The following is a 17,953-nucleotide window of genomic DNA, read 5'->3' on the forward strand; positions in this document are numbered from 1 at the left end:
ACAGGAGCACAGCCGCCAGCTGGGTGGGCAGCGCCAGGTGGTCGGCCTCGGTGGCGAGCGGGCCGGTGGGGGGCGACGGTGATGATGACACTCACGGTGTCCTCCTGTTCGGGCTGGATCAGGCAAGGCAGGTCAGAGGACGGCCGCCGTTGTAGGTGACCATGTCGGCCATTGCGGCGGCGACATCGATCGGGGCGCCCGGTGCGGCTCCGGTGAGTTCGGCGTACGCCCGGTGGAGGTTGCCGACGATGCGCTCGCTGTCGGCGAGTTCGGCGTGCGGTCCGAGGTCGGTTTCGTATGCCGCCTGCAGCGGGGACAGTCCCGAGGCCATTCCCTCTCGGGCGGTCTCCTGGACGAAGCGCAGGTAGCCGAGGACGTCCGTGATCAGTTCGGGGCCGCCTACCGGGCCGTGGCCGGGCACGATGGTGTCCGCGCCGAGCGGTGCGACGACGTTCTCCAGCACGCTGATCGCGCCGGCGACGGATCCCTGGACGAGGAACGGCGTCCCTTTGTTGAAGAGGAGGTCCCCGGCGAACAGCACCCCGCGTTCCGGGATCCACACGAGGGAGTCGTTGGTGGTGTGCGCCGCCGTCCCGACGTGCCGTACCTCGCAGCGCAGATCGTCGACCCACAGGGTGACGGCGTCGGTGTAGGTGAGAAACGGCGGCTCCAGCTGTACCTGCCCCCATTCGACCTCGGTCCAGAAGGGGGCCGACCGCGGTTCGCCCCAAGCCTGGATGCCGGTGCGGACGGACTCGTGGCCGACGATGGTGGCGCGGTCGAAGAGGTAGTTGCCGAACGTATGGTCGCCGTGGTGGTGGGTGTTGATGAGAGTGCGCACCGGTTGCGGGGTGACGGCTCGGATGGCGTCCAGGTAGGCGCGGGTGCGGCGTTCGGTGGAGCAGGCGTCGATGCTCGCCACGCCTCGCCTGCCGACGAGGAATCCGGTGTTGTTGATCCACCAGGTGCCGTCGGGCTGGTGGTAGGCGTAGATTCCGTCGCTGACTTCCTGGACACGGGGCGGAGCTGGGGTCCTGACATCGTGGCCGGTGCTGGTCATGGGTGGGGTCTCCTGCCTGTCGCGGTGTTGCCCAAAGGCCTGTGACACAGAGGCTGAACCGGGGACGGTGTCCACAAGCCATTGTCCGGTTCGTTGAACCTCGCGGGGATCGTCGCGTCCGTGATCAGACCGCCGGTGCCCCACTGATCCGCCCCCTCCGGCGTGGCCCGGAAGACCCGCGGCTGCCGTGCCGCCTCGCCTGCGGGACCGGGACGAGGTCGTGTGCGTCGCGGACCTGCGCGCCGCAGCAGGCCATGTCGGCGTCCGTCCACCGTCCCGATCCGGCAGGGCGCGCGGATCTTGCAATTGCCGCGCCCGGACTGCGACAGGTTCCGGACGAGCGTCTGTCGCGCCTTCTCGAACGACTCCCAGTCACTGATCTCCGGCAGTGACGGAATGGTGACGGGCTCACCGGCGTCGAGGCCGGCGAGCGCCGCCTACCCTCGCCCCCGACCCCGCACTCGCCGTGGCGCTCATCGCCCAGGACGCCGTCGGCCTGCTTCTGTCCGCCGAGATCCGGCACGTACGCGTCTGTGGAGCCGACCGCTGCGCTCTGCGTTTCCTGGACCGCTCGCCGGCCCGCAACCGCCGATGGTGCTCCATGTCCCGCTGCGGCAACCGCACCAAGGTCCGCCTCCATCAGGCGCGTTCACGACAGAGCGACCGGACGACGGAAAGCTGACCGAGGAGTCCTCAGCTCACTCGGGTGACCTCACCCGAAAGGCCGGGCCGGGGACGCTCTCGATGTCCTTCGCCTGCACCGGATGGCCCTGTTCACAGCGGATCTGGACGTCGACGTGCGCACCGCACTCGCGATGCCGCGCCAGGACCGCCGGTCCCTCCGGGTCGGCACGGTAGCGGTCACCCCACTGCAGCAGCCCCATCACGGCCGGCACCAGATCCATCCCCTTGGACGTGATCACGTACTTCGGCCGGCTTCGCGAGCCCGGCTCCTTGTAGGTCTCGGTGGCCAGGATCCCTTCCTCCACCAGCATCCGAAGCCGTGCCGCCAGCAGGTTACGAGGGCAGCCGAGAACCCGTTCGAACTCGCTGAAGCGGGACGAGCCGTACCAGACCTCACGCAAAATCAGGATCGTCCACTTCTCCCCCACGACCTCAAGGGTCCGCGCGATCGAACAGTTCGACGTGTCCCGGTCGAGCCGGGGATCCATGCCGGTGTCTTGGAGGACTTCGGTCCACGCATCCATGCGAGCGATTCTAACCATTTGAGTTTACTTTCAGAGACTCAGCCTCAGAGGGGAGCATCACCTCGGGTCACAAGCCACACGCAATGTTGCCTCACGGGCGTAATATTATGGACGTCAGACCACTGACTGAGGCTCGGCCTATCTGTCGCCCGAGCACCGTGACCGGCCCGGCACCGGATACCCCTCCGCCGCGCTGCTCGACGAGAAGGAAGTCGAGGGCTTCCCGCACGAACTGCTCGTGGAACTGGAAGATGCCTCCGTGGCCGGCGTCGGGGTAGACGACCAGGTCGGCGTTCGGCAGGAGCCCCTCGAGCAGGTCGCGCAGCACCTCCACGCCCGAGACACGCGTCCTGCGGTTGCTCCCACAATCGCGGGATCCTGCCACTCATACGTACGCGTCCGTCCCACGCCCCCGCCTCTCCACCTGGGTTCGAGAAATGAACCTAGCCGTTGGCAACCTGACTCTCAATGATGAAGCCAGGAGGCCGCGCCGACGGAGCGACCGGTCCGCGCACGGAAGCGCGTCAGTCGCGCTGCCAGGCGTCCAGCAGAGCGAGGGCGTTGTCGACCCCCTGCTCGAGGAGTTCATCGGCGAGTTGACTGTCGGTCAAGGCGCGGGAAAGCTGCAGTGCCCCGGCCATCAGACCGAGGAGGCTGAGCGCCTTCACGCGTGCGGAGGACGGGGCCTCGGGCGCCATACGGGTGGCAATACCGTCGATGAGGACCAGCACACCGTCGGTGTACGCCTGCCTGGTTGTGTCGGTGCAGCGTCCGATCTCGTCGAGCAGAGCGGCGTTGGGACAGCCGTCGCCAAGGCTGTCACGGTGCTGGGGCGACAGATACCCGCGCGCAATCTGCTCGAGTCCGGCACGGCCAGGCTCGGCCGGCGCGACGACGCTCTCGGCCTGCGCCTTCAACTGGTCGGCGATTGCCGTGGTGACGAGGTCATCCTTGGATGCGAAATGAGCGTAGAAGGCCCCATTGGTCAGCCCCGCGTCCTTCATGAGCGTCGAGACGCCGGAGCCGTCGATACCGTCTTGCTTGAACCGGCGGCCCGCCGTCTCGATGATCCGCCGTCTCGTCTCCGACTTGTGCTCTTTTCCGTACCGCACCACTGCATACGCTCCTTCGCCGGCCGGAAGGACCGGTTGCCCTTCACCGACTCAGCCAGTCTATGGTATTGCAAACGTAATCCAAAGAGTTGGCAGCGGCAACGGGCGCGCGTGGGGCTTTCATCCGTGAGGGCACTCGACGGCGGATCTTCATATCAGTTGTGCTGTTCGGCGTCTATCAGTGCGAGGGCGTTGCGGATGCCCTGTTCGAGGAGTTGGTCGGCGGGTTGCCGGTCGGTGAGGGCGCGGGAGAGTTGCAGGGTGCCGGCCATCATGCCGAGGAGGCTGAGTGACTTCAGGCGTGCCGAGGGCGGGTCGTGGGGTGCCAGGCGGGCGGCGAAGCCGTCGATGAGTGTCAGCGCGCCGTCGGTGTAGGCCTGCTTGGTGAGATCCGTGGAGCGTCCGATCTCGTCGAGGAGGGCGGCGTTGGGGCAGCCGTCCTCAATGTCGTCCCGCTGTTGGGGGAGAAGTACCAGCGGATGATCTGTTCGAGTCCGGCGCGGCCGGGTGCCGCCTGAGCGACGATGTTCGCGTGCTGGGCGCGCAACTGGTCGGCGACGGCGGTGGCGACGAGGTCGTCCTTGGAGGCGAAGTAGGCGTAGAAGGTGCCGGCTGTCAGGCCCGCGTCCTTCATGAGGCTCGCGACTCCGGAGCCGTCGATGCCGTCCTGCTCGAGGCGGCGGCCTGCCGTCGTGATGATCCGCCGGCGTGTCTGGTGTTTGCGTTCCTTCGGGTACCGCACGATGCGTTCCTCCATCGTGGCAGCCGGGGCGCGCGCCCCGGCTGCCACCTTGGTCGGGTCAGTGGGCCGCGCCTGCAAGAAGAGCGGGGAAGTTGATCCTGGCGGTCTGCAGTTTCGGGTCGTGGGGCTCGGGGACCCCGCCGTCGGTGATGTACAGCCGCTCGCCGCGCACCGCGGTCGCGGAGGGCGAGGCAAGGCCGTCCGCGCTGGTCAGGACGGGCTTGTAGGTGCCGCCCGGGTAGATGACCACGACCCTGTCCGGGCCGTTGTTCGACACGACCCAGGGCGATCACGACACCGCGCGCGGCGCCCTCATCGACTTCTACCTGTCGACCGAGCACCGCGACCAGCCCGGCGCCGGTTGCCCCACCGCGGGATTCGCAGGGGACATGGCTCGCGAACCCACAGCCGGGGAGGTGCGCGAAACGTACGCAGCCGGCGTCGAGAAATTCGCCGCATGGATGTCCACCGACGCCGACGACGGCCTTCCCCTGGTGGCCACCCTGGTCGGCGCGATCCTGCTCGCCCGCGCCACGGCGGGCACGGAACTGTCGGAGAAGATCCTGGAGTCCACCCACGAAGCCCTGACCGCCCCAGACGGTCCGTGACCCAGAACCCTGGACGCGGGTTATGCGTCCGGGGCCGACACCACGTGATTGAGCGGTCGTGGGGCATCGGACGCCTCACCGCGCACATGCTGCGGATCTGGACGTCGACGTGCGCACCGCACGCGCGATGCCCCATCACGGCCGGCAGCAGGTCCATGCCCTTGGACGCATCCGTGGCGGTGATCCAAACCTCACCTGAGTTCAGTTTTCCATACTCAGGAAGTAACGTCGTGGTCGGCACACCAACTCGACCGCACGCGAACGGGCGCGCAGGGCGACTTGCGCGAGGAATCACATCGAACACCGGAAAACCCCCACAGAAAAGGCGGCCGGGCATGAAGGCATTCGTCGTCGAGAAGTACGGCAAGGACGGCGCACGCGCCGCAGACGTACCCGAGCCCACGGTCGGAGACCGAGACGTCCTGGTCAGAGTGAGCGCCGCCAGCATCAACCCGCTGGACAAAATGGTCCGCGACGGGGAGTTCAAGCAGCTCCTGAAGTACAAACTTCCGTTCGTGCTCGGCCACGACGTAGCCGGCGTCGTGACGCGGGTCGGCTCCGCCGTGCACGGCCTCGAAGTCGGCGACGAGGTCTACGCCCGTCCGCGCGACCTGCGGATCGGCGGCTTCGCGGAGTTCATCGCGATCGACATGGACGATGTCGCCCCCAAGCCGGCCTCCCTCACCCTCCAGGAGGCAGCCGCCGTGCCGCTGGTGGCCCTGGCCGCCTGGCAGATCCTCGTCGACCGGGCCCCTGTGCAGCCGGGGCAGAAGGTGCTCATCCACGCAGGTGCCGGTGGCCTCGGCTCGACGGCCATCCAGCTCGCCAAGCACCTCGGCGCCACGGTCGCCACGACCACGAGCACCGACACGGAGAAGCTGGTCAGCAGCCTTGGCGCCGACATCGTCGTCGACTACACCAAAGAAGACTTCTCGAAGATGCTGTCCGGCTACGACCTGGTGCTGGACTCCGTAGGTGGAGCGAATCTCGAGAAGTCGCTGACCGTGCTGAAGCCCGGCGGTCTGGCCATCAGTGTCGTCGGCCCGCCGGACCCCGGCTTCGCCAAGCAGTTGGGTGCCCCCTCCTTCCTCGGCCTGGTGATGACCATGCTCAGCCGCAAGGTCCGCAAGCAGGCGAAGGCACTGGGCGTGCGCTACCAGTTCTTCTTCATGCAGGCCAACGGCTCCCAACTGCGCAAGCTCGGCGCCCTCTACGACAGCGGGAAACTCCACCCGGTCATCGACAGCACCTTCCCGTTCGACCAGACGCTCGAGGCGATGGCGTACGTCGAGCAGAGCCGCACCAAGGCGGGCAAGGTCGTGGTCTCGATGGTGCCCGACAACGACTGAGACCACGCCGCTCTCAGACCCTTCCGTCCGGCACGGTCACCGCAGCGCGCCCTCCTGCACGGCCGGCCCCCAGCGCGAGGCCAGGCCCTTCTCCCGGCGGGCATGATCAGGACGGCAATGTCCGTCCGCCGAGCGCCACACGCTGCCAGTCGGGACTGCGGTCCTTGTCGACCAGGGCCGCACGGACGCCCTCCAGGAAGTCCGGCGTGCGGATGGTCGTACGTGCGAGGGCGAGTTCAGCGGCGAGGCACTCGCGCAATGTGCGCTGCCTGCCCCGGGACAGCAGCGCGTGAGTGATCTCCAGGCTCTGCGGCGAGGCGGACTCCAAGGCGACCAGTGCGTCTGCTGCCCAGGGGGTGTCGAGGTGACGCAGGCGTTTCTCGATCTCGCCGAGGGTCGCCGCGCCGAACGCCCAGTCCACCTCCCCGCGTACCTCCGCCAGCCTGCTCTCCGCCACCGGGGAGCGGCCGCCGAGACGGTTCAGGACCACGTCCACCGGGTCGCCGGGGTTGTCGGCCAGCGCGTCGCCGACCGCGTCGAGCCCGTCCGCGGGGACGAAGTGCGTGGCCAGCCCCGTGTACAGGGTGTCGGCCGCGTCGAGCCGGTGCCCCGTCAGTCCCAGGTACATACCGATCGCGCCGGGCAGCCTCGGCAGAAAGTAGCTGGCCCCGACGTCCGGGAAGAACCCGATCCCGGTCTCGGGCATCGCCAGCACCGCGCGCTCGGTGACGACGCGGAAGCCGCCGTGGACGGACAGACCGAGGCCGCCGCCCATGCACAGGCCGTCGATGAGCGACACGACCGGCACGGGATACTCGGCGATCCGGGCGTTGAGCCGGTACTCGGAGGCGAAGAACCGCTCACTGGCCTCGGCGTCCCCGGCGAGGCTGTGCTCGCGGATCGCGCGGATGTCTCCGCCGGCACAGAACGCCTTCGTACTGGTACTGGCAAGCACGACAGCGGTCAGTGGTGTGTGCTCCCACTCGGCGAGCACACGGTCGATGGCGACGACCATGCCTGTGGTCAGGGCGTTGAGCGTCTTGGGCCGGTTCAAAAGGATGCGGCCGACACCCCGGTGGACGTCGGCGAGAATCTCGCCCGCAGCGGTATCAGTCATCGGTCGCACCTCGCCATTCACGCGGACCTGTTGTCGTGGCCATCACGTTCCTCACTCGCCGGGTGTCCGGCGTAGATCTGCGCGTAGAGATCCTGGATCTCGTCCACGGGGGGTACGACGGGATTGTTGGCGGGCGATCCGGACGCGAGCGCTTACTCGGCCATGAGGGGCAACAGTCGGAACCACTGGTCCTTGTCGATGCCGTGGGCTTGAGGGGTGGGCACCTCAAGATCCTGACACAGGGCTCGGAGCGCCTCCACGAGCCTATCGGCGGCCAAGGCGTCACTGTCGCCCTCGGTGGCGGCTCCGAGGGCGCGGGCACAGTCGGCGTACCGACTCTCGGCGGGGGCGCGGATAACGCTGTCACCGCGGGGAAGGGCATCGCGTTCGACAGACCGTGGGCGAGGTGGAAGTGAGCGCCGATCGGACGGCTCACACCGTGCAACGACGGTGTCGACCGGCCCGCCCTGCTGCTCGGCGGACTCGGCACATTACGGTTGGACGGGCCGCCGCAGCCTCTCTGTGGCACCAGTGCATCCGCAGCACAGCCCCCCGCCTCCCATACCAAGGCGCCCAGCTCGGCCGCCGCCTCGCGGACTTCAAGCTCACCTCCGAGGTCCTCGATGCCACAAGGAGTGCGCGATGGGAACGTACGAGGATGTCTCACCGGCGACAGCGGCCACATCGACGACGACGGCTACGTCTTCGTGATGGGCCGCACCAACGATGTCATCAACGTCGCCGGACACCGGCTGTCCACCGGAAGTACAGAACACGATGTTCCAGAGACTGTGACGGAGATTGCTAGTTGGCATCGGGCGACCTTCGTGACCTGCGCTGACACCAACTAGCTTCAGCGGCCGGAAGCACAGAATCAGAGAGATAGTTGGCACTTTGGCACAGCGCAGGTCACGGTACCTATGGCGACCGCGCCCCCGACATCGTTGTCGAAGGCGTGGCCTGCCCGAGGCGCGGCCCTACGGGATGCAGCAAGCCCCGAGGGGGCACCGCACGCCGGGGAGTGTGGTCGACCTACGGCGTGTAGTGGGCGTCACTGCCGTACAGCTCCCTGGTGAACGCGGAGACAGCGGCGCTGCGATCGGCGCCGTCGAGGTTGTACGTCAGATAGACGCCGTACCCCTCATCGACCGTGCGGCGGGCAAGGTCGGCGGCCGTGCCTTGCGAGGTCCCGCCGATCTCGACGGCCGCCGGCGACAGCTTCGACTTGGGCAGTGCGATGCCGGGGACCTGCCAGGTGCCGTAGTACGGGTTCCAGGCGTAGTCGAACTTGGACGAGACGTCGACGCCACCGTAGGACAGGCGCGACGCGGCCGGGCCGATGTTGTAGAGGCTGATGATCTTGTCCGGCATGTTGGCGCGCAGTGCCGACACCAGGTACACGAACGAGCTGGCGTTGGGCTGGCCGGTGCCGTTGTTGCCGTAATCGGCGTACTCGTCGTCGAAGTCGATGCCGTCGAGGCCGTACTTGGCCACGGTGTCCGACAGTTGTTTCGCGAACGTCGAAGCCGCCTGCTGGGACGGGAAGTTGGCGAAGCCCGCGCCCTGGTGGTTGCCGAGCACCGAGAGGACGACCTTGATGCCCTTCTGCTGCAACGGCCGTATCTGCGTGGCGGCGTTGTCGAGGACGCGTTGCACGTTCTCGTTGAAGTACAGGGTCGCCGCCTTCGTGCCCGTGTTGTAGTTGATGTTCGCCGCGAAGATCACGGCGACGTCGAAGACGTTGCCGCCGCCGTTGGCGAGGGTGTACTTGCCGACGTTCAGCATGCTGTTGTTGTTCACCTCGACGTACGCCACCGAGGTTGGTCCCTGTTTCGCGGGAGCGGGAGCCGCTGCCGCGCCGGTCGTGGCGGTCGCGCCTAAGGCGAGGGCCATAATGGCCGAGAGCGCGAGCGCGGCCGTCCGTATTCTGCTCCGCACCGGAGTGAACATCGTCGATCGGTCTCCCATCGCATGGAGTGGCGCCCGACCTGTTCGCGAGCGCCGAGTGAGCCCCCCGGATCTTTCCGTTCCCGTGACCGAATCCCCAGAACCATGCGAGAACTCTTCACGACTCCCACGCACGTCGCACCCCAACCTTGAATCCAGGCAAGGGAGTTACTGGAACGCTACGCTGCCACACTCCCAGGCCTGCGACCAACAGAACCCATTGGAGATCGACATCGACGCGATCACCGCCGGCGCGGACGAACCAGGCATGCACGCCGCGGATCCACAGCACTAGCCAGGGGCGATGTAGCCACGTGAGATGGATGACCGCCGGGAAATGCGCCAGCCGTCATCGGTGCGTCGCAGGTCGTCGGCGTAGCCCACCGACCTGCCCGGTTACGCCAGCCGCCTCCATGACTACTTCACCGACCACCCCGACCGCTTCCGGCTCATCAGCTGGGGGCAACTGGAACTCGACGCCGGCGACTCCCTCCCCCACGACTCCTTCCGGGAAACAGTGGCTCACAAGGTCGAGCAACTCCGCCAGGCCCAGGAAGCCGGCCGGCTGGACGCCCACTGGGACCCGGTCGACATCCTGGTCTTTGTCCACCAGATCGCCACCGCCTGGGCTGCACAACCTGACCTGCTGCCCCCGTCCGGCGAGGATCGCGCCACGTTCCTGACGGCGCGCCGAGCCGCCATCATCACGGCCGTGGAGCGCCTGTTTCCCGCGACCACGAAGAACTGACCGCGCCCCGAGCCCTCGAAGTGGCGCCTCACTTCATCGGCGCCCGGGAGACTCGGGCGAGCAACCGAACTGTCGCATCTCGCGCATATCGAGCAGCAGGTGACGGTGCCGCCTCCTCGAAGCCCGGCGCCTGCTCGCGGATGCCCGGTGGGCGCGTCGAAGTCGTCGATGACGCGCAGCGCACCGGCCGCCGCGTCGTCGACGGCTTCCACCTTGACGATGAGATCACGCAACGGAGCCTCCACGGCCGCTGTCGCACCGCTCACCTGTCAAGAGCCCGCCGGATGAACTCCTCACGGGTCACGCTGGCAGCGCGCGACACAGCCGCATGATTCACCGTCATGTCGAACCCGTGGAAGCCCCCGCCCCACATGTGGAAATCGACGCTCACGCCGGCCTCGGAAAGGCGGCCGGCGTAGATCAGGATCTCGTCGCGGAACCCCTCCGCCGAGCCGGTGTCGATGTAGGTGCGCGGCAGCCGGCTGAGGTCCTCGGCGCGAGCCGGCGCGGCGTACTGCGACACGTCCGGGCCGCCGCGCCGCTTGCCCAGCAGGGAGGCTCGCCGGGGAGTGCCGGTGTCGACGCTGATCTCAGGATGCCAGCGGTTGGCCAGGACGGCGCCGGGCTCGGTGAGCTCCAGGTGATCGAAAAAGCGGAGGAGCTCCGCGCGGGTCCGCACCTGCGTGCGGGCCCCCCTCCGCAGGTACATGTCGATGATCGCCTGCCACACCTCGGGGTCGAAGTCTCCTGCGCAGTGGCTCAAGCTCAGGTAGGAGCCGGGTACCAGGCCGTTCATCAGGCCGCGGACGGCGCTGTACGGCTGGGGACCGTTGTCGGGCACAAAGTGCAGCAGCGCGTGAAGACTGAGTGCGACGGGACGTCCGAAGTCGAGGATGTCCTCCTCTCGGATCTTGGCCATGAGCGTTTCGGGAGAGTTGACGTCTCCTTGGACGCAGCAGGTTTGCCCCCGCCCCTTTTGGGACCCGCGCAGAAGCTCGTCCGCGTAGTCGAGGACTACGGGATCGTTGTCGACATACACGACTGTGCTGTCCGGCGCTACGCCCTGAGCTGTGTCGTGCAGGTTGGGGGCGGTGGGGATGCCTGCCCCTATGTCGATGAGCAGAAGGCCCGCTGCCGTTCGGGACCCTGGTAGGGCGCTGCGACCTGGAAGCCGTTGGCCGAGCGCATGCAATCCATCTGCTGTGGCATCGCCGGTTGGGCCTGCAAATCTCTGGCCCTCTGACTGACGCGAGCGCAGTCCGCCTCTCCCCCTCTCGCCGCCCGGCGACCCGGAGTTGGTGATGGTGACCACTGCAGTTGCCTGGGACCTCTCGCCGGGGAACGAGTTCGTCGTGAACGGCGTGCTGTGGACCGTGGAGGCGTTTGAGCCCCAAGTGGGAAAAGTGGTGCTGGTCCGGCCCGAGCATGAGCGATGGAAGACGTCGATACGCCAGTTGATGCACCATCCGAACATCCGGCCGTCGACACGGACGAGGAAGGACCTTCCCGCCGCCAGCCGCGGTAGGCAGCCAAAGGGTGTTCTCGATCTGCCACCGGGCAAGCGGCCTCTGATGATGCTGCGAGTGGACCACCTGCGGGAGGTGGAGACCGGATTTCGCAGCGGTGATCCACTGAACGCGCTCCCCGGAGAGCCGAAGCCGCAATACGACCCGAACTCCACCACGCTGACCGAGCGCCGTCAGGCCAAGGTCCGGGAGCTCCGGCAGGACACGGTACGCAACCCGGATCTGGCCACCGCCCAATGCCTGGACAAGGTCAGCTACCGCACCCTGATCCGCTGGGACCTGGACCGCCGCCGCTTCGGGCCGGTGGGATGCGCCGATGACCGGTGGCTGCGGGAGGCGACCGGCCGCCAGATCTCAACCGCGGTACGTGAGGCCATCTTTGCAGTACGCCACGAGACCCTGCACCGCTCCAAACTGACAGCGAAGGACCGTGAACGGCTGATCCACCAGTACGTGCGCGAGGAGTTCGGGAAGGACGAGCCGGTACCCAGTTACGAAACCCTCCGTGTCGTATGGAAGGAGTGGTTCGGATCATCTGGAGCCCGTCAGCGCTATGTCGTTTCAGCTGCTCGGGCTCAGGCGGTGGCGACAGGCCGACACGTGGTAGTGAGCCGCCCCGGCCAGGTAGTGGCGCTCGACACGACGGTGCTCCCGGTCAAAGTCCGTGAGCAGGTCTTTGGCGATCCGGTGTCAGTACACCTGACGCTGGCTCTGGACGTATACACGCATTCGATCGTCGCTTTCCGACTCACGTTGGTCTCGGACACCTCGGTGGACGTCGCCATGATCCTTCGGGACGTCATGATGCCGCTGCCCATGCGCCCGGACTGGGGCGAGGAGATGGAGTGGGCCTACCCCGGAGTCCCCGGCACCGTGATCGCGGGATTCACTGGCGGCAAGGTCGCCGGGCTGCCGTTCTTCGCCCCGGAGACCGTGACCACCGACCACGGCTCGGTTTACAAGAATCACCACCTCATCGAGGTGCAGCGGGTGATCGGCGCGACGATCCGCCCGAGTCGGGTGCTGCGGCCGACCGACAAGCAGGCTGTGGAACGGGCCTTCGGCGCAATCCAGTCCCTGCTGTTCCGGATTCTTCCGGGCTATCAGGGCATCGACAGCTCGGATCGCGGCATCGATCCGGAAGGCGACGCATGCCTGACCGTGGCGGAGATGGAACACTTGATCGCCACCTGGGTCGTCAAGATCTGGCAGAACCGCAGATTCGGTTCATACGCGCCCAGTTGGGATCCCGCTGGTGATCACAGCCCGAACACCCTGTTCGCGGCATCCATGGCGCAGGGCGGTTTTGCACTGCAGATCCCGCCTGCGGAGTTGTACTACCAACTGCTGCCTACCCATCGGGTGATGATTCACGGCCGCCGCGGCGTGAAGATCAGAAATCTCTGGTACGACGGGGAGGCGCTGGACGAGTGGCGCTTCCGTCCCTCGGGCAGGGGCGGCGCGGCGAAGAACAAGTATGTGTTCCACCGAGATCCACGTGATCCATGTTTCGTTTTCTTTCAGGATCCGCTCACCCATGAATGGCATCAGTTGCGTTGGGTGGGCCTTCCGGACCAGGGCCGAATGCCCGCGTTCAGTGACGCCCGAGTGCGGCAGGTGATGCGCGAGCTGCGCAATCAGGGGCTGAAGCCGAAGTCCGACAAGGATCTGCTGCCCATATTGCTGGACCTGATCGGGGGCAATGTCCCGGTGGAGCAGTGGCCCACTCGCCTGACGAAGGCTCAGCGGACCGAGCACGCCCGCGAAGAGGCCCAGGCCGCGGCAGCGGCAGCGGACCGGCCGAAGCCATCACCTGCCGCTGCCTGTGCTGACGAGGTGGCACCTTTTGTGCCCCGCCAGGGCGGCGAGGTCGACAACGTCGTCGCATTGCGGTGGCGTGAGCGAGCCGAGCAGGGCCAGGCTGCGATCGACGGCGAGCGCCGACGCCGGCGTGAGGCAGTCCCTGTGAAGCCCACCACGACATCCACCCTCGGCCAGCGGTTGCGGGGACCCAGCCTGATGGACCTGCCCGACGATGAGAACGAATCCGCTGCTGAGCCTGGAGGCCAGACGTGAGCAAGGCGCCCAAGCCTCCCACCGGTGCAGTCGCTTCGTTCCTGCCCGGACCGCCAATTGACCGGACCCGCGTGGCCTGGGCGATGATCTCCGCGGTGATGGAGACGGCCGTCTCCTCGGGCGTGCGGGCTCCGAGGTCGAGGCCGATCGGTGAACGCAGCCGCGCCAACTGGTCTGCCGTGACGCCCTCCTCAGTCAGGAGGCGCAGGCGCTCGTCGTGGGTGCGCCGGGAGCCCATCGCCCCCACGTAGGCGACGGGCAGGCTGAGGGCCAGGCGCAGTAGGGGGATATCGAACTTGGCGTCGTGGGTGAGGACGCATACGGCGGTGCGCTCGTCCACTTCGGTGTGTTCCAGGTAGCGGTGGGGCCAGTCGACCACCACCTCGTCGGCGTGGGGGAAGCGTGCGGTCGTGGCGAAGACGGGGCGCGCGTCGCAGACGGTGACCCGGTATCCGAGGAAGCGGCCGGCCTGGCTGAGGGCGGCGGCGAAGTCGACGGCTCCGAAGACCAGTAGGCGGGGCCGGGACGCGTGCACGTGGACGAGGACGGACAGCCGTTCGGGGCATTCGTCCCCTGTCCCGCCGATGTCGACGCGGGCGGTGCGGCCGGCCCGCAGCAGGGCCCGGGCCTGGTCGGCCGCCACTCGGTCTGCCGGGCCGCCGTCCACGCGCCCGTAGGTGGCATGGTCACCGCCGAGCACGCTCAGTGTGGAGCCGAGGAGGCGCTCCGGGCCGTCCACGACCTGTGCCACGGCGACCAGTCGCCCTTGTGTGATCTCGGAGAGGGCCGTGGACAGGTGCGGCTGGGCTGCGGGATCGACGCGCTGGACGAAGACGTCGAGTTCGCCGCCGCAGGTCAGGCCGACCGCGAAGGCGTCGTCGTCGGAGTAGCCGAACCAGGCCCGCTGCGGAGCGCCCCGGTCGTGCAGCACCTGTCGGCACAGTTCGTACACCGCGCCCTCGACGCAGCCGCCGGAGATGCTGCCGACCGCGTGGCCGTCCTCGTCCACCGCGACCGACGTACCGACCGGCAGGGGTGCGCTGCCGTGCACGTCGACGACGGTGGCCAGGGCGAAGGGGCGTCCCTCGCGGCACCAGCGGTGCAGTGTGTCCGCGATGTTCAGCATGTCAGTTCTCCACGGCAGGACCAGGATCGGAAGGTGAGCGGGCCGCTGCCACGACGCCGGGGAAAACGTCACGCGGCGGCGGCCCTGGGAGGTCCGGCAGCCGGACGGGGGCAGGCTGCCGGACGAGTGGTGTGCACTTCGCCGGCCCGAAGCGCACGGGTCAGAGCAACGCCTCCGCGGTGATGGGCAGTTCGCGGATGCGGCGGCCGGTGGCGTTGAAGACCGCGTTGCCGATCGCGGCCGCCACACCCACCTGGACGACCTCGCCGAGCCCCTTGACGCCGAGCGCGTTGCCGTCGTTGTCCTCGCCGTCCAGGTAGATCGCCCTGACCTCGGGGACATCGGCGTTCACCGGCACGAGGTAGTCGGCGAGGTTGGCGTTGACGATCCGGCCGTCGCGGTGGTCGGTGGTTGTGTGCTCCAGCAGGGCGGTGCCGATGCCGCCCACGATGCCGCCGATCGCCTGGCTGTCGGCGAGCTTGGGGCTGATGATGCGGCCCGCGTCGTACACGCCGAGCATGCGCCTGACCCGTACCAGGCCCAGGGTCGCGTCGACGGCGACCTCGGCGAAGGTGGCGTTGTAGGCGTGGTAGGAGTGCCGCGCGGGACTGGGCGGCCCGGTGTAGGAGCCGCCCGCTTCGAGGTGGGTGCGATTGTTGCGGGCCAGTAGCGTCCGGTACGTCTCGCCGCGGGTCGGGTTGCCCTGCACGTGCAGCCGGCCTCCGCGTACGACCACCTCGTCCGCCTCCACCCCGTACAGCGGTGACTGGCGGTCCTCGACGGCCAGCTTGATCGCCTGCCGCCGCACCTGGTCGCAGGCGTCGTGGACGGCGGTGCCGACGCTGGCCATGGTCGACGAGCCGCCGTGCGGGCCGGTCTGCGGGTAGAGGGAGTCGCCGAGCCGGAAGGTGACCGTACGCATGGTCAGCCCGAGGGCGTCGGCGGCGACCTGGGTCTGGGAGGTGTAGGTGCCCGGCCCCATGTCACTGGTGGCCGCCTCGACCACAGCGGTGCCGTCGGCATCCAGGCGGGCCCGGGCCTGTCCGGGGTATCGCCCGGGGTCGTAGACGCCGGCGGCCATGCCCAGGCCGATCAGCCAGTCGCCCTTGCGCCTCGAACGTGGCCGGGCGGTGCGGCGCTGCCAGCCGAACTCGCGGGCGCCGACGGTGTAGCACTCGCGCAGCCGCCGGGTGGAGAAGGGCAGGTTGCTCGACTCGTCCTCGTTCGGTTCGTTGCGCCGACGCAGCTCGATCGGGTCGATGCCGAGCTTGTGCGCGAGTTCGTCCATGGCCGACTCGATCGCGAACGACGCCGAGGCGAAGCCGGGGCCGCGCATCCAGATCGGGGTGTTCACGTCCAGCGGCACCGTCCGGTACGCCTGGCTGACGTTCGGCATGCTGTAGGTCATCTGCCCCGCGCCCATGACGGCCTCGGTGAACGTCTCGTACGAGGAGGTCTCGGCGTCGATGTCGTGGATCGCGGCGGTCAGCCGGCCGCGCCGGTCACTGCCCAGGCGCAGCCGGTACTCGTACGACGGCCTAAAGCCGGTGCCGAAGTACATCTGTTTGCGGCTCAGGACCAGCTTGACCGGGCGCTTCGTCTCCCGAGCGGCCAGGGCGGCGACGACGCTGTGCGGCCAGCAGCGCAGCCCGCTGCCGAAGCCGCCGCCGACGAACGGGTTGATGACGCGCACCGACTCCGTGGGCAGGTCGAACACGGCCGCGAGCTCGTCGTGCGTGCCCGTCACCCACTGCGTCTTGTCCCACACGGTCAGCTTGTCGCCGTCCCAGCGGGCGATGGTCGCGTGCGGTTCCATCGGGTTGTGGTGATTGCGCGCCAGCTCGTAGGTGACATCCAGCCGTACGGGAGCGTCGCGCAGGCCCGCTTCCGCATCGCCGCGCGCGTAGTTCGTCGGCTTGTCCCGCTCCGCGTCGTGCAGGTCGGTCGAGGGCTGCTCGGCGTCGTAGTCGACCTTGACGAGGCTCGCACCGTGCTGCGCGGCCTCGAGGGTGGTGGCGACCACGACGGCGACCGGCTGACCGTGGAAGAGGACCTTGTCGTCCTGGAAGACGCGAAGCCGCCGGCCGGGCAGGTTGTTGGACCCGGCGTTGTCGCGGTACGGCAGCTTCGGTGCGTTGCCGTGGTGGATCACCCGCAGCACGCCCGGCTGGGCATCGGCGGCGCCCGTGTCGATGCCGGTGATACGCCCGCGGCCGATGCTCGCGTCCACGATGACGGCGTGCACCGCCCCGTCGGCATCGAACTCGGCGGCGTACTGCGCCTTGCCTGTGACCTTCAGTCGGCCGTCCACTCTGGACAGCGGCGCACCCACGGCTGCCTGCGGCTGGGGGCTCACTTGGTACCTCCTACGATGCGCAGCTGGCGTTCGACGGTCCGCTTGAGCAACTCGACCTTGAACCGGTTGTGTTGAAGGGGACGGGCGCCTTCCGCCGCCTTGGCGGCAGCGGCCCTCCACAACGCGTCCGAGGGGCGCTCGCCGACGAGGTGCCGCTCGACGGACGGCAGCTTCCACGGCGCCGTGCCCACCCCTCCGGCGGCCACTCTCGCCTCGCGGATCACCCCGCCGCGCACATGCAGGGCGACGGCCGCCGAGGTCAGGGCGAACTCGTAGGACTGCCGGTCCCGCACCTTCAGGTAACCCGACTTCAGCGGACGCGGCACTGCGGGGATCTCCACCGCGGTGATCAACTCGCCTTTTCTGAGGTCCTGTTCACGGTTCGGGGTGCTGCCCGGTCGCAGCAGGAAGTCGGCGAAGGGGACCTGGCGCTCCCCGTCCGGGCCCAGCAGGCGCACCTGCGCCTCAAGCGCCGCGAACGCCACGGCGACGTCGGAGGGGTGGGTGGCCACGCAGGCGTCGGAGGTGCCCAGGATGGCGTGCGTACGGTTGACGCCCTCCAGCGCCGCGCAGCCGGAACCGGGCTCGCGCTTGTTGCAGTCGGCGGTCACGTCCCGGAAGTAGGTGCAGCGGGTGCGCTGCATGATGTTGCCGCCGATGGTGGCCATGTTCCGCAGCTGGGCCGACGCGCTCAGCTCCAGCGCCTCTGAGATGACCGGGAACAGGGTGCGCACCTTGCGGTGGGCGGCGGCCTCGGACATGGTCACCAGCGCACCGACACGCAGCCCGCCGCGCTCGGTGACGGTGATCTCGTCCAGCGGCAGACCGCTGATGTCGACCAACGCCTCGGGGCGCTCGACGGTCTCCCGCATCAGGTCGACCAGCGTGGTGCCGCCGGCGATGTAACGACCGCCTCGACGGCCGGCGTTGATGGCTTCCCGCGTGTCGGACACGCGCGTGTAGGTGAAGGGATGCATG

Annotated in this window: 16 protein-coding genes and 2 pseudogenes; 6 read left to right on the forward strand and 12 right to left on the reverse strand. The window is 68.3% G+C overall.

The window, feature by feature from the left end; all coding sequences use genetic code 11:
- Window positions 1–118 precede the first annotated feature (118 nt).
- Window positions 119–1,060, reverse strand: coding sequence for an MBL fold metallo-hydrolase (locus tag M2271_RS31865; RefSeq protein ID WP_280890860.1), 942 nt, complete (start codon window positions 1,058–1,060; stop codon window positions 119–121).
- A gap of 466 nt (window positions 1,061–1,526) precedes the next feature.
- Here M2271_RS31865 and M2271_RS31870 point away from each other — a divergent pair, with 466 nt between their 5' ends.
- Window positions 1,527–1,742: a CGNR zinc finger domain-containing protein gene (locus M2271_RS31870; protein ID WP_280890861.1), complete on the forward strand. Its 216-nt coding sequence runs from the start codon at window positions 1,527–1,529 to the stop codon at window positions 1,740–1,742.
- A 16-nt stretch (window positions 1,743–1,758) separates the two neighbouring features.
- On the opposite strand, the gene M2271_RS31875 is transcribed toward M2271_RS31870, so the two are convergent.
- The 5 genes and pseudogenes from M2271_RS31875 to M2271_RS31895 all read right to left on the reverse strand — a co-directional run bounded on the left by M2271_RS31875 (window position 1,759) and on the right by M2271_RS31895 (window position 4,372).
- A complete protein-coding gene (locus M2271_RS31875; protein WP_030618018.1) occupies window positions 1,759–2,232 on the reverse strand; it encodes a helix-turn-helix domain-containing protein in 474 nt (157 codons plus the stop codon).
- A 127-nt stretch (window positions 2,233–2,359) separates the two neighbouring features.
- On the reverse strand, window positions 2,360–2,602 hold the full coding sequence (locus tag M2271_RS31880; RefSeq protein WP_280890862.1) for a hypothetical protein: 243 nt from the start codon (window positions 2,600–2,602) through the stop codon (window positions 2,360–2,362).
- Between the two features lie 190 nt (window positions 2,603–2,792).
- Window positions 2,793–3,383: a TetR/AcrR family transcriptional regulator gene (locus M2271_RS31885; RefSeq protein WP_280890863.1), complete on the reverse strand. Its 591-nt coding sequence runs from the start codon at window positions 3,381–3,383 to the stop codon at window positions 2,793–2,795.
- A gap of 152 nt (window positions 3,384–3,535) precedes the next feature.
- Window positions 3,536–4,125: pseudogene (locus tag M2271_RS31890) on the reverse strand (TetR/AcrR family transcriptional regulator).
- Between the two features lie 55 nt (window positions 4,126–4,180).
- Window positions 4,181–4,372 carry a hypothetical protein gene (locus tag M2271_RS31895; RefSeq protein ID WP_280890864.1) on the reverse strand — a complete coding sequence of 64 codons (192 nt, stop codon included), beginning with the start codon at window positions 4,370–4,372 and terminating at the stop codon, window positions 4,181–4,183.
- Between M2271_RS31895 and M2271_RS31900 the strand changes: the two genes are divergently transcribed.
- Together M2271_RS31900 and M2271_RS31905 are read left to right on the forward strand one after the other, a co-directional pair.
- Window positions 4,365–4,730, forward strand: a complete 366-nt coding sequence (locus M2271_RS31900; RefSeq protein WP_280890865.1) for a hypothetical protein — start codon at window positions 4,365–4,367, stop codon at window positions 4,728–4,730. The two genes, M2271_RS31895 and M2271_RS31900, sit on opposite strands and share 8 nt — an antisense overlap.
- Window positions 4,731–5,065: 335 nt before the next feature.
- The gene (locus M2271_RS31905) at window positions 5,066–6,079 is read left to right on the forward strand and encodes an NADP-dependent oxidoreductase (protein ID WP_280890866.1); all 1,014 of its coding nucleotides are present in this window, start codon (window positions 5,066–5,068) and stop codon (window positions 6,077–6,079) included.
- A gap of 106 nt (window positions 6,080–6,185) precedes the next feature.
- On the opposite strand, the gene M2271_RS31910 is transcribed toward M2271_RS31905, so the two are convergent.
- Window positions 6,186–7,196 carry an enoyl-CoA hydratase/isomerase family protein gene (locus M2271_RS31910; protein WP_280890867.1) on the reverse strand — a complete coding sequence of 337 codons (1,011 nt, stop codon included), beginning with the start codon at window positions 7,194–7,196 and terminating at the stop codon, window positions 6,186–6,188.
- 35 nt (window positions 7,197–7,231) lie between these two features.
- Here M2271_RS31910 and M2271_RS31915 point away from each other — a divergent pair, with 35 nt between their 5' ends.
- The gene (locus tag M2271_RS31915; RefSeq protein ID WP_280890868.1) at window positions 7,232–7,612 is read left to right on the forward strand and encodes a hypothetical protein; all 381 of its coding nucleotides are present in this window, start codon (window positions 7,232–7,234) and stop codon (window positions 7,610–7,612) included.
- A gap of 616 nt (window positions 7,613–8,228) precedes the next feature.
- Here M2271_RS31915 and M2271_RS31920 read toward each other — a convergent pair.
- Window positions 8,229–9,146, reverse strand: coding sequence for an endo-beta-N-acetylglucosaminidase H (locus M2271_RS31920; protein ID WP_280890909.1), 918 nt, complete (start codon window positions 9,144–9,146; stop codon window positions 8,229–8,231).
- A gap of 385 nt (window positions 9,147–9,531) precedes the next feature.
- On the opposite strand from M2271_RS31920, the gene M2271_RS31925 reads away from it, so the two are divergent.
- The gene (locus M2271_RS31925; RefSeq protein ID WP_280890910.1) at window positions 9,532–9,891 is read left to right on the forward strand and encodes a hypothetical protein; all 360 of its coding nucleotides are present in this window, start codon (window positions 9,532–9,534) and stop codon (window positions 9,889–9,891) included.
- Between the two features lie 262 nt (window positions 9,892–10,153).
- Here the strand turns inward: M2271_RS31925 and M2271_RS31930 are convergent, their stop codons facing one another.
- Window positions 10,154–11,203 carry an SAM-dependent methyltransferase gene (locus tag M2271_RS31930; protein ID WP_280890869.1) on the reverse strand — a complete coding sequence of 350 codons (1,050 nt, stop codon included), beginning with the start codon at window positions 11,201–11,203 and terminating at the stop codon, window positions 10,154–10,156.
- Between M2271_RS31930 and M2271_RS31935 the strand changes: the two genes are divergently transcribed.
- A complete protein-coding gene (locus M2271_RS31935; RefSeq protein WP_280890870.1) occupies window positions 11,193–13,493 on the forward strand; it encodes a transposase in 2,301 nt (766 codons plus the stop codon). The two genes, M2271_RS31930 and M2271_RS31935, sit on opposite strands and share 11 nt — an antisense overlap.
- Window positions 13,494–13,572: 79 nt before the next feature.
- Here the strand turns inward: M2271_RS31935 and M2271_RS31940 are convergent.
- The 3 genes and pseudogenes from M2271_RS31940 to M2271_RS31950 all read right to left on the reverse strand — a co-directional run.
- Window positions 13,573–14,619: pseudogene (locus M2271_RS31940) on the reverse strand (XdhC/CoxI family protein); the annotation flags it as partial.
- A 160-nt stretch (window positions 14,620–14,779) separates the two neighbouring features.
- Window positions 14,780–16,975, reverse strand: coding sequence for a xanthine dehydrogenase family protein molybdopterin-binding subunit (locus M2271_RS31945; RefSeq protein ID WP_280890871.1), 2,196 nt, complete (start codon window positions 16,973–16,975; stop codon window positions 14,780–14,782).
- Window positions 16,972–17,952, reverse strand: a complete 981-nt coding sequence (locus tag M2271_RS31950; RefSeq protein WP_280890872.1) for a xanthine dehydrogenase family protein subunit M — start codon at window positions 17,950–17,952, stop codon at window positions 16,972–16,974. Before M2271_RS31950 ends, M2271_RS31945 begins: the two co-directional genes overlap by 4 nt.
- Between the last annotated feature and the right edge of the window lies 1 nt (window position 17,953).

The organism is Streptomyces sp. LBL (assembly GCF_029893585.1).
In the GTDB taxonomy this organism is placed as follows: domain Bacteria; phylum Actinomycetota; class Actinomycetes; order Streptomycetales; family Streptomycetaceae; genus Streptomyces.

What these genes read in the sequence shown, in the direction of transcription:
- M2271_RS31865 (WP_280890860.1), bottom strand. Translation starts at nt 1,060, where the DNA reads ATGACCAGCACCGGCCACGATGTCAGGACCCCAGCTCCGCCCCGTGTC.
- M2271_RS31875 (WP_030618018.1), bottom strand. Translation starts at nt 2,232, where the DNA reads ATGGATCCCCGGCTCGACCGGGACACGTCGAACTGTTCGATCGCGCGG.
- M2271_RS31900 (WP_280890865.1), top strand. Translation starts at nt 4,365, where the DNA reads ATGACCACGACCCTGTCCGGGCCGTTGTTCGACACGACCCAGGGCGAT.
- M2271_RS31905 (WP_280890866.1), top strand. Translation starts at nt 5,066, where the DNA reads ATGAAGGCATTCGTCGTCGAGAAGTACGGCAAGGACGGCGCACGCGCC.
- M2271_RS31910 (WP_280890867.1), bottom strand. Translation starts at nt 7,196, where the DNA reads ATGACTGATACCGCTGCGGGCGAGATTCTCGCCGACGTCCACCGGGGT.
- M2271_RS31920 (WP_280890909.1), bottom strand. Translation starts at nt 9,146, where the DNA reads ATGTTCACTCCGGTGCGGAGCAGAATACGGACGGCCGCGCTCGCGCTC.
- M2271_RS31935 (WP_280890870.1), top strand. Translation starts at nt 11,193, where the DNA reads ATGGTGACCACTGCAGTTGCCTGGGACCTCTCGCCGGGGAACGAGTTC.
- M2271_RS31950 (WP_280890872.1), bottom strand. Translation starts at nt 17,952, where the DNA reads ATGCATCCCTTCACCTACACGCGCGTGTCCGACACGCGGGAAGCCATC.